Genomic DNA, 10645 nt, shown 5'->3' on the forward strand with positions numbered 1-10645 from the left:
AGCGACTCCTTCGTTGAGACTCTTCTATCCTGTAGCAACTCGCCTGTACTGCAAAAAAGCGCCGAGTACGAACAGAAGCATCATGACCGCGATTGTATTCACGGTCCGCCATGTCATGGACGGCGATTCATCAACGATTTCATCCGGAGATTGTCGCTGGGGGCGTAACTCTTGTCCACGCACAAACTGGGTCGGTTGGTTTGCGGTTACTTCGTTGGCGGCTGCATCAGGCTTGGCCCCGGTCGCAACCTCTCGTTGCGCCGAGACAAACTGGGTCACAGCCTGATGGCGTTGAATTAATTCGCTCGCTTGCGTCGCATCCGCATAGGCCTCTAGCAAAGTCGCACGACTCTCGGCATCGGGTTGCCAATACCCCAAGCGAACTGCGTCGATCATACGTTCGAGTATCTGTGCCAGTGCGGCATGGTTGTCTTGCTGGAACCACTCCCGTGTCCCCAAGTTATATTTATCGTTGACGTACACATCCATCATCGAGTGCCACTGATCCTCACGAACCGTTTCAGGAGCCGTTACCTGCCAACCCCATAAAAATTTGGTGGCTTTGAGAACCTGTAGTGTTCCGCTGTATCCTTCTGCTTGCTGTGCCTTGATCCATTGCGGATGCAAGTAACGAGTCTGCATTTCCTTGGCGATCGCACCGCTGGCTGAATCCACGATCACCTCCGATTCGTCACGCAAATTCTGAACGTAGAGTTCCGGCGGCTTACGCCCCGCTGCCCTTACTGCGAGAGAAAAACCGCCGAGGTAAGCGTAGGGATCGTCGCTCGTCAGAACCCCGTACGTATTCGACGAGCGAGCCATGAATGCAGCATCGACGTTCGCGAGCTGATGGGCGAACAGTTTCGCTGCCGGCACGCCGCCGAGCCCTTCGCCATACGCGTGCCCCATCCGCTGCGTGAACAGTTCCGCCATGGCAGTGTCCCCTCCGCCTCGCGTTTGCGACTCCCACACGTCACTGGCATCGGCGGCATTGTTCAGTCCTGTTCCGTATCCGCCGGACTCGTTCGAAAACACCCTCGCGGTCGATTGTCGAACTGCGTCCGTCACGGCAACCCCACTTTCCTCCAGTGTTCGACGTAGCCGCTCGGTGTGCCGAGCAACGTAATTGACCGAGTCACTCGGCGTCTCGTCAGCGGATGCTTCGAGAGCCGCGACCGCTACCACAGCTTCATCAATCCATTTCATCAAATGCGGAAACTGATCGCGATAGGAACCTGTCACACTCATCAAGACATCAAGTCGAGGCCGACCTAGTTGAGATGCTGGGACGATGTCGAATCCGGTCATCCGGCCGGATCCATTCCAGCGTGGACGAACGCCCAGCGCGTGCATGATTTGAGCCTCCATCACACCGTGATGTCGCATCGCTTCTCCAGCCCACATGGTGAAAGCAATCTGTTGGGGATACTCGCCATCGTGTTTATGGCGGTAGCTTTCGATCCAATCATCCAACACGCCCACACCAATCTGCCACGCCTGTGTGGTAGGAACTCGGGACGGATCAAAACCATACAAATTTCGTCCCGTCGGTAGACTCTCTGGGTTGCGAACCGGATCACCGCCGTAGCTCGACGGCACATGTTGGCCATCGAGTGCGGCAAGTAACGATTCGATCTCGTTGTTTTGAGCCAGCACCGTATCGAGTCGCTGGGCTTCATGGGCTAGTTCTAATAATTCGGCTGGGTCGAGTGTCTTTTCCGCCGCTCGGTTCGGCACCGACGTGTAGGCACTGGAGTCTAACCGGTCGATCGCACGTAAATCCAATCGACTGGCCGCTTCGGGATCCTGCAACGCCAATCGAAGCCACCGGCCGGGCCGCGAATTGGTGACTTGTTCTGCATCGATCAGGAACACTTCATCAATGTCTTCGCCCAACGCATCAATCAAGCGTTTTCGCAGCATTTGCATCACCATGCCAAAACGACGCTGCGGATCGGGGACATCGCCCAACACTGCTAGCCCTTGTGGTTGTGCTGATTGAGCGATGTCGTCCAAGTACGGATGCAATACTTCCATGAAGGCTGGAAAGTCGCCACCAATTTGCTCGGGCGACCATTCCAGGTCTCTATCCAAATGGTGTTCGACGAACAACTCAATAAGTTGCCTTTCCAACTGATTGCGTACCGGACCGGGGGCCACGGTTTCCCAATCGTGCATCAGCACGTGCATCTCATGCAGTCCCGGACGAAAACCGGCAGGCGAGAACATCGGTGTCAGATGACTGATCATCGTCGCCCGCCCGCGACGCTTAGCGGTTGTCGCCTCGCCCAAGTTGTCCATGATGTAGGGGTAGAAGTTTGGAATCGATCCGAGCGCCAGCGACGGATCGTCGTCAACGGAAAGTGCTCGCTGTTTACCAGGTGCCCATTCGAGCGTGCCGTGGGTGCCGAAGTGGACGACTGCGTGGGCCTGCCAATGACTACGTAGATACAGGTAGGTCGCCAAGTAGGTATGACTCAGCGGGACCGACGAAGTATGATTGATGCGTTTGACTCGCACCTCCGTCTCGGTCGCCGAGGTGATTTCAAATCGCAGCGGTTGGGGCATGATACAAACGTTGCCAACCTGGAGGCGCGGGATCACAAATCCGAAATCGTCCTCGATTTGTACCGCACTGGCGGAGGGCGGTCCCCAATAGTCTTCAATTCTCTGTTGCGTCGCAACAGGCAATTGATCGAACCACGCTTGGTAGACGCCAAGCGGTAGCAACTCGGCGCTGCCTTCGGCGTGCTGCGCGACCAATCGCGCAGGATCATAGACCGAACGTAGGCAGGACTGGATCTCAGACGTGATCACGGACTCATCCAACCCTTCGGTTTCGTAGCCGCCGAGCTTCATCGCCTGGAGAACATTCGCCAGACTCCTGGGAACGTTCAAAAAAGAGGCCCCAAAGTTAGTTTCGCCCTGCGGGTAGTTGTAAACCATCATGGCGATTCGGCGTTCGGACCGCTCGCTTTGTTGCAGTCGACATATCGACTTGGCCTTCGCTGCAACTGCTTCGGTTTGCTCAGGGATGGACTCCAGCAAACTCGTTTTTGAATTGCGAGCCGAGATTAGTATGGGATCAATCATGCCAGCCAATTCACTCGATGCGTAATAATACGACAAGCTCCCTAGAGGCAATCCCTCATCGCTGGCCCTCCACTGCTCGGCGTCAAACTCCAGCGACGGCAGCGTTTGCAGTACAGGCACGCCGATCAAATCAAGCTCCGCTTTTGTTTCTTGAGGCCGAAAGACGAGGGATGCGTTGATAATTAGATCGGCATAGCGAGTAGAATTGCCATCAATCTCTCGACGAGTCATTTGCGCAAACCGTTCAGCATTCTGACGCGGACCGTAGAATGCGTAGGCATGCAGACCATGCTTGGCCAGCGACGCAATCAATGCGTCCAACCATGCGGTGTCACCGGATGATATTGTGACAGGATTGATGGCGATGGCGACAATGCTCTTGACACTCGTTTCGCGCTCACGCTGCCCCTCCAAATTGCCGTCGAGCAACCCGGCAACGGTATCTAAACTCGTTTGAATATCCGGCCAATCAGGGTGATAAAAACCCTGTTCTGGAAATGGTTTTGCGGCGGGCAATTCTGTCGTCGCTTCCACATCGTCGAGCGATCCGTCCGCAAGGGCAGCAACCAAAAATTCCGTGTTTGCTTGGCCACCATAACGGTAGTACTCGCGGATCCGTGCTGCCCAAGCCTCAGGCACTTGGACGTGATCTTGTAGTGGTTTGACGTCCGGTAGATCACCGCTGCGAACCTGTTGCGTGTCTCCGATCACGACATAGGGTAATTTCGAATGCTCAATCGCAGCGCTCGCGGTGGCAATCATTCCAGGCACCACACTCGCGTGCGGAAGATCGACTAAGACCAATCGAGAGCGAGACAATGCCGCTCGCAGGTCTTCCGTCTGGACGGAATCCACTAGCAAGAAACGCACTTCAATACCAGCCTCATGAGCAGTCGCCTGCAAGGTCGCTGCGCGGGCAGGTGCCATCAAATAGGTATGCAGCATGGTTACCGTATCAGAATCTTCCGCAACCACATGGCCACAAGCGGACACACTCAACATCAGTAGCCAACAAGCGGCCTGAAGGCGGATCAAATCAAAACGCAGCATCAGTGTCCTTCCTCTTTGTGTGGGACGTAAACCATCGATCCATCCTTCATCCGATAGGCAGTTCCAGCCGCTGTGCCAGTGCCTTCCGACGAACTACCGGTTGACTGAAACCGAGTCAGTGTTTCGCCTTCGCGAACAACAATCTCCATGGAAGATTCGCCCTCATTTCGAATCAGCGTGAAATCTCCGTGCATCATTTCGGTCATCGGATGTCTCATCAAACCAATCATCAACATCGCCATTGCCACCAAGAAGACATCGACCAGATTGATCGACGATAGCATGGGATCGGTATCTTCATCATCGAGAATTTTGATGCGGCGATCGCTCATGACTGCGTCTCCATCCAGTAGCTCAGCTCCTGCAGCAGCCAACGGCGGCGGACGGTGTAGATAGCGAACGCGATCGACGCAGCGACCAACGCCACGATCACGGTAGCGAAGGCATCGGCCAGACCGGCGGCAGCGGTGTCTGTTTGCCCGGCGGAAACCGCTGCCAAGGCCGGTCCGAGCGGGATCATCGTGGCGACCAAACCGAGCATGGGCGCCACTCGGCTGCACAGTTTCAGTCCCTCCAACTCGCCGAGCACAATCAATTCCATCTCTTCAAGCGATCGTCCAGCACCCGCTGGAAGTATCAGGATACGATTAGGACGCCCCATTCGCTGAAACGACTCGACGAGGAAGCCACCCAGCTTCAAGATGGCGTAGCCAAACGATAGCAGCACCAACAGCATGATCGGCCACCAGAATGCCTGCGCGAGGTCAAAAAGCAATTTTTCTATCATGAATAAGGTTCACTTGATGAGTTAACGGGTGATCCAGTGCTCGCTGACATCGCGACGTTCCTCCCAGTTTCGGAGTTGTAGTTCGGGAATTGTTCGATCGGGATGCAACGGGTATCCCACGCACAGGTAGGCAATCAATTCCCATTGCGGCGGAACGTTCAAAAGCCTGCCAATCTGCTCTGGTCTCACAATCGAAACCCAACCCACACCCACGCCGTCGCAACGCGCCGCCAGCCAGAAATTTTGGATTGCAGCCACCACGGAGTAGGCGACCGTCTCGGGCATCGTGCGACGCCCCAGACCGCGACCTTGGTGCGGATCCGGTTCAACAAATACTGCCAATTGCTCCGGTGCTTCGCGTAAGCCAGCCAGCTTCAAACTCAGATAGTTTTCTCGAGCCACACCTTCATAACCTGCTGCTGCGGTAGCATTCTGAGATTCAAACTCCCGCACGATGTGGCGGCGAGTTTCGGCATCACGCACCGATACGAATCGCCAAGGCTCCGACAATCCCACCGACGGAGCCAGTACAGCGGCGTCGATCCACCGCGCCAGTAGCTCGGGGGGAATCGCGTCCGAAGAAAACCGCCGCACGTCCCGTCGCATCCGGAACAACTCATATAGTTGTGTGCGGAACGAGTCACCTTCGAAATCATCGGAGTCGTCTATCTTTCCTCTAAGGGTGAGATCAGAACTGCGATGCGAAGTGCTGAGGGAAGGAGTGTCCAACGCGGTCAGGAATCGGTCGGTCGCCGCAGCATCTCCGACCGCGATCCGAACATAATTTGACAGGCCAAAAGAATGGCAATCGCGGACCAACACTCCCTGACGGAGCAGCCGATTGCGAAACACCCCAGCGTTCTCGACTGGCATCAGAAAAAAGCCAGTATCCGTGACGAGAGGCTGGAAGCCGCGGCGAGTTAGCTCGTCTATCAATCGACCTCGCTGCTCACGCATTCTCAGCATCGCGTGGTCGTAGTGCTGCTGGGCAGCCAATGCAGCTGCGCCTGCTGCTTGTGCGATCGCGTTGACTGACCACGGCACACGACATGCGCTGATCGATCTTACGCGTGCTGCTGACGCGACCAAATACCCCAGCCGCAGGCCCGCCATGGAATGGGACTTTGTTAAGGAACGAAGTACCACCAAATTCTCAAACGTGTCATGGATTAACGACTCAGTCGCCTCCGAAAATTCGATATACGACTCATCGATAATAAATGTCGTGCGTGGGAATTTTGCAATCCACTGGCGGATCACGTCCGCGCCGATGGCTTGTCCAGTGGGATTGTTTGGATTGCAAATCCAGATAACGCGATAGGCTTTTCGGCGCAACTCCATCTCGACGGTTTCGGTTGGCACAGCAAACCCGTCGGCTTGATCGGCAAGAATCACGGTTGACTGCAGGCCGGCCAGACACGACGCTCGCTCATACTCCGAGAACGTCGGCCCCAGAATGACGCTTTGTGTTGTAGGCGCGTCAGCCCCGTCACGCTGCGCTCCCACGCCATGGGCGGCAAGCAAATGGATCAGCTCGCAGCAGCCATTGCCCACCAGCACGCGTTCCTGGGCAACGTCATGTCGCTCCGCAATCGCAGTACGTAGCACGCTGGAGTTTCGATCCGGGTATGGTGAGATCGCGGCCGATTCGATCGCCTGCTGAACAGCCTTGGGATGATCCACTCGCAACAAATTGGAGCTGAGGTCGAGCACAGTGTCGGGGGCGATACCCTGGCGACGTAGCTCATCCCAGTCGATACCACCATGAACCGCCTCGTTTGAATCCAGGTGCTGTAAATTCACGGCTGATTTCCTAAACCTGTACACCAATGGATCAGATAACCGCTGAGGCAGGTTAACGTCACTGCTAAAACAATTGTGCGTTGGTAAAGGGTTATCATCCGCTCGATATCCGGCGCCGCTGGCGGCGGGAACTGGCTGCCGATCCGATAGTGGCTGCGTTTCTCCAAACAAACACCCAGCGATCCGGCAGCGGCACTCATTGGCTGACCCGCATTCGGACTGGCCGTTGCCCTGGCGTCGCTGCGCCAAGTCTTCCAAGCACGCACACGATCGCCATGGCCCACGCTCGCAGCAACCATTAACAGCGCGGTGATCCGGGCTGGAAGAACATTGAGCACATCATCGAGTCGAGCCGCTGGCTTGCCCAACCATTCCAGTCGCTCGGTACGGTAACCCAGCATCGCATCGCAGGTATTGATGAACCGATAAATCAACGCTCCTGGCAAACCGGCCACGACAAAGAAAAGCAGCGGCGCAATGACGGAATCAGACGTATTCTCGGCTACTGACTCAATCGTCGCTGCGGAAACTTCCGCGGCTGATAATTCCGACACATCGCGACTGACTAAATGAAACGCTAATTGCTCTCGCGCTTTGAACAAATTCTTGTCAAGCAGTTCGGTTGCGACCGATCGCGCCGCATCTTGCAACGATCGAAATCCAAAACAGCATTTTAGCACCATCGCCTGAATCAACACCCCCAAGCCCCCGTTCGCATTCGCCTGCACTACCCAACCCAACATTCCGCATAAAACCGCCCCCACCACCACGATCCCACACCCGCACAAGAACTCTCCGCAGCGATGATCTGCGCGACCTGCTGCCTTCTTGACATTTGCGAACCGACTGTCCCACACCCGATTCCACCAGCTAATCAACGATCCCATCCAAGCGACCGGATGCCAACGGTTGGGTGGTTCCCCAAACGCGACGTCCAAAGTCACGGCAATCAAAATCACTGCTGGGGTCCACGCGTAATTCAGCATGCGACATCCCCTGGCAAGACAGGCACGATCACCGGCGTTGCATAGACCGGATGCTGCATAATGGAGACATCAATCCCGTAGGTCTGCTTGATTCGCTCGCGAGTCAGAACCTCGGCGACACTCCCCGATGCGAAGACGCGTTGATCGGCTAACAGCGAGATCCGATCGGCGAACATGGCTGCTTGATTCAAATCGTGGAGCGTCACGATGGCGATCAGTTGCTTCTCTCGCACCAGCCGACGAATGTGATCAAGACATTCGTACTGGTGTCTTAAATCCAATCCACTGGTTGGTTCATCCAACAACAGCGCCGACGCTCCTTGTGTCAGCGATCGCGCCAGAATAGCCCGTCGCCATTGGCCTCCCGATAACGTCGTGATCGCTTGTTCTTGAAACGGCGTCATCTGCGTCACGGCCAATGCCTCGTCGACGATGTGTTCATCGGCTTCGTTGAGCGGCATTAACCAACCGCGATGAGCGGCTCGCCCCAACCGCACTAACTCGCGCACCGAGATTGCGGACTCGCAACGTTCCGCTTGGGGCATCAATGCCAGACGCTGTGCACGATCGCGTGTCGACCACTCGTCGACAGGCCTCCCGTCCAACCACACTCTGCCCCCACCGGGACACAGATGCCCCGCCAATATGCGCAGCAAGGTCGTCTTGCCAGCCCCGTTGCCGCCGAGCAGCACCATCAGCTCACCCGGCCGCAACTCCAGTGACAATTCACGAATCACATCACGTTCGGTATCGAAACCAAACGTCAAGTTCTCGGCACGCAAGATCGTCATGCCGTCGCTCCCATCAACGCACCACGCCGGTCGCGGAGCAGCAGCCATAGGAAGAAGGGGCACCCCAGGATCGCCGTCACAATTCCCACCGGTAACTCGGCAGGGGCCATGATCGTGCGAGCAACCGCATCGGCCAGTAGCATCAGCGAAGCGCCAATGCAAACACTCATTGGGATCAAATGCACGTGCCGCGTCCCCACCAACGAGCGTGCGATGTGCGGCGAGATCAACCCCACAAACCCGATCACCCCCGACGAAGCGACAGCGCCTGCCGTCGCGATACTTGAGGCTGCAATGATCAGCCAACGGAAGCGACGCAAATCCAATCCAAGCGAACGTGAAGCGGTATCTCCCAGCGCGAAGGCGTCCAAGGGTCTGGCCAGGGCAAAGATAGAGAGCGTCCCCATCCCGCCAAGTACTCCCACCATCGCCGCACTGCCCCAGTGGCTGCTGGCCAACGAGCCCATCAACCACGACAAAATCACGACTGCCTTCTGGTCAAACAGGAACATCAATGCCGAGACGATCGCCCCAGCCATGCTGCTGATTACGACGCCTGCCAACAGCAGAGAAGTTGTTGAATCCGTGCGGCCCAAGCCGCCAATAGCAAGTACCAGCATCACCACCCCGATCGACCCGATCATGGCCATCAAGGCTGTCGCACCAAGTGACCAAAGCGACGCCTGTAGGCCCCAGATCACGACCACCGCTACGCCGAGGGAAGCGCCACTGGACGCACCGATCACATATGGCTCTGCCAAAGGGTTGCGAAACAATCCCTGGAAACCAACGCCAGCTGCCGCGAGCGAACCACCGACAAGCATCGCTGCGATCGTGCGAGGCAGTCGCAACTGCGTCAAGATGATCCACTCGGTTTCATCGAGCGGCGACCGCCCCACCAACGCATCCACCAATCGTGAAGCTGAGATGGACGTCGCGCCGACGAAGCATACCGACGCCGCAATAGCCAAGGTGGCGACTGCCGCCAGAACAATTCGCATCAGCAGCGATGTCGTACTGAAGCCTCTCATGGCGTCTCGGCAACCACATCCGGAGTCAACTCAGCAATCTCCGCGGCGGTATTGGGGTACGCAGCCACAATAATTTCCGCCACCGCGTCGAGCACGCGCGGGCCACAACGCGAAATCAAGTCACCCGAGATCACATAAATGCGATGTTCGTTTACCGCATTGATGGCTCCCCACCCCGGCCGGGCACCGAAGGATTCAATGTCGACACGCTTCAAGTGCGACGTCGGTGCCAAAATCAGATCAGGGTTACCACGGATTACCGTTTCCGCATTAATTCTGGGATATGCGATGTCAGTGTCCGTGATGATATTTTGTAATCCCGCCAGCAACAGCAGTTCGGCGATAAACGAATCGGGGCCAGCCGTCATCAATGGTTCATCCCAGACCTCATAGAACACACTCAATGATGGTTCAGGACGCACCCGCTCGACGATCCGTCGGAGTGACTGATGTTTCGTTTGCATCGTCGCCACCAATGTTTCGGCTTCGCTAACGTGCCCTGTCAGCCGGCCCAACCAATCGGCCTCCTCAAACAGCTCATCGAGGTTCTTAGGCCCGATTGCGAGCGTCGAGATGTGGAGCCGGTCGAGCGACTCGAGCAGGGGCTGGTGCCTGTCCCACTTGCACAAGACCAAGTCAGGCTGGGCGGCAATGATGGCTTCAACGCTAATACTCTCCAATGTTCCGCCGCCGACGCGAGGAAGCTCAAGGGCGGCAGAAGGGAAGTCACTATGAGTCGTCGCCCCCACCAATGAGGAACCGGCACCGATGGCATAAAGTAACTCGGTCGTCGCTGGTGACAAACTTATGATTCGTCGCGCTGGTTCACCGACGCGAATCGTTCGATCCAGTCGATCAACGATGACGTGCTGTGTCTCGGGTTGCACGCGTGAGGCGATCGGTTGGGATGCGCGACCGCAACCTGACGCGGCAAACACCAATCCAATCGTCAAAAGAACGCAAGCCTGAACTGATAAATCATTGGGCTTGAATCGACGTTTCGCCGCACGATTCTCAAGTTGCGTTGCTTCAGTGTTCTGACTCGCTACAGCGTCTGTACGATGGAGCGTAGGATGGGACCATTGTTCCGTCCGGGACCTCACT

The 10645-nt window shown here is 56.5% G+C and carries 7 protein-coding genes and 1 pseudogene; all 8 read right to left on the bottom strand.

What is annotated here, in order from left to right; all coding sequences use genetic code 11:
• Nucleotides 1-24: 24 nt before the first annotated feature.
• Nucleotides 25-4143 carry a cobaltochelatase subunit CobN gene (gene cobN, locus Poly21_RS11555; RefSeq protein WP_302118706.1) on the bottom strand — a complete coding sequence of 1373 codons (4119 nt, stop codon included), beginning with the start codon at nt 4141-4143 and terminating at the stop codon, nt 25-27.
• Nucleotides 4143-4475, bottom strand: a complete 333-nt coding sequence (locus Poly21_RS11560) for a DUF2149 domain-containing protein (protein WP_146407199.1) — start codon at nt 4473-4475, stop codon at nt 4143-4145. The genes cobN and Poly21_RS11560 overlap by 1 nt, the downstream gene beginning before the upstream one ends.
• The gene (locus Poly21_RS11565) at nt 4472-4930 is read right to left on the bottom strand and encodes a MotA/TolQ/ExbB proton channel family protein (RefSeq protein ID WP_146407200.1); all 459 of its coding nucleotides are present in this window, start codon (nt 4928-4930) and stop codon (nt 4472-4474) included. Before Poly21_RS11565 ends, Poly21_RS11560 begins: the two co-directional genes overlap by 4 nt.
• Before the next feature lie 21 nt (nt 4931-4951).
• Nucleotides 4952-6733 (bottom strand): 5,6-dimethylbenzimidazole synthase, encoded by a 1782-nt coding sequence (bluB, locus tag Poly21_RS11570; protein ID WP_302118708.1) that lies wholly within the window; start codon nt 6731-6733, stop codon nt 4952-4954.
• Complete coding sequence (cbiB, locus tag Poly21_RS11575; RefSeq protein ID WP_146407202.1) at nt 6730-7719, bottom strand: adenosylcobinamide-phosphate synthase CbiB; 990 nt, start codon at nt 7717-7719, stop codon at nt 6730-6732. The genes bluB and cbiB overlap by 4 nt, the downstream gene beginning before the upstream one ends.
• Nucleotides 7713-8441, bottom strand: a pseudogene (locus tag Poly21_RS11580) (ABC transporter ATP-binding protein); the annotation flags it as partial. The pseudogene Poly21_RS11580 and the gene cbiB, both read right to left, overlap by 7 nt.
• A gap of 65 nt (nt 8442-8506) precedes the next feature.
• A complete protein-coding gene (locus Poly21_RS11585) occupies nt 8507-9541 on the bottom strand; it encodes a FecCD family ABC transporter permease (RefSeq protein ID WP_146407204.1) in 1035 nt (344 codons plus the stop codon).
• On the bottom strand, nt 9538-10479 hold the full coding sequence (locus tag Poly21_RS11590; RefSeq protein WP_302118713.1) for an ABC transporter substrate-binding protein: 942 nt from the start codon (nt 10477-10479) through the stop codon (nt 9538-9540). The genes Poly21_RS11585 and Poly21_RS11590 overlap by 4 nt, the downstream gene beginning before the upstream one ends.
• Nucleotides 10480-10645 lie beyond the last annotated feature (166 nt).

Origin of the sequence: Allorhodopirellula heiligendammensis, assembly GCF_007860105.1 — a bacterium.
Classification (GTDB): Bacteria; Planctomycetota; Planctomycetia; order Pirellulales; family Pirellulaceae; genus Rhodopirellula; species Rhodopirellula heiligendammensis.